The organism is Agrobacterium sp. MCAB5, assembly GCF_052114365.1.
GTDB lineage: Bacteria > Pseudomonadota > Alphaproteobacteria > Rhizobiales > Rhizobiaceae > Agrobacterium > Agrobacterium tumefaciens.
Window position 1 is genome coordinate 1 of the sequence record NZ_JBFREP010000104.1, and the last position, 695, is coordinate 695.

1 protein-coding gene and 1 pseudogene are annotated in these 695 nt (G+C 59.1%); one reads left to right on the top strand and one right to left on the bottom strand.

The annotated features are described in order from the left end of the window. On the bottom strand, positions 1–416 hold a 416-nt coding region (locus tag AB4Z23_RS27575; protein WP_441361195.1), incomplete at its 3' end, for a TSUP family transporter. A 150-nt stretch (positions 417–566) separates the two neighbouring features. On the opposite strand from AB4Z23_RS27575, the pseudogene AB4Z23_RS27580 reads away from it, so the two are divergent. Continuing rightward, a pseudogene (locus AB4Z23_RS27580) lies at positions 567–695 on the top strand (pyrophosphatase); the annotation flags it as partial.

Sequence of the window (695 nt, forward strand, 5' to 3'; positions counted from 1 at the left end):
GGCGTTTTCGGCCGGCCGCTGTAACGCCAGCCGGAAACGAGAAATAACAGCAGCACGACAACCACGATGGAAATGATCCAGCGCAGGGTGAGCGGATCCCCGCCGGAAAGCAGCAGCGTTCCAAGCGGGACGCCGACAAGCGCACCGGCTGCCATGGTGAAGACTTCACGCCGGTCGGCCATGCGCCAGGCCGGCGGTATCATGCCGAGCGTCAAAACGCCGTCCACCACAAGAAGAACCACCGAGGCGATGCGCGGGCCGACAATGGCGCTTGCCAGCGGAATGAAGATGAGGGCCGCACCAAAGCCGGAAAAGCCGCGGGCAAGTCCGGCGAGAAAGGCGGCGCCCGCAAACATGGCGAGCAGCGTCGGACTATGCGCGGTGATGAGAGCCGAGAAAAAATCGAGGAGAGGCATGGGTGACTGCATGGGTTTCGAATACCTCTTTATCCCGCATGCAGGCACCTGTCGCGGAAATTTCAGCTGATTATCGCACGATACGCTTTCGAATCGACGCCGCCGGAGAATCGTGATCAGAGTTGTATCTCACGAACAAAGGATGAACAAATGCTTGCTGTCTTGATGCGCCAGTTTAAAGCTGCCTCACAGAAATACGCCGAGGAAAATGGGATCGCCCGCGATCCCGACTGGTATATGCTGAAGCTCCAGGAGGAGGTTGGTGAGGTCACGCAGGCC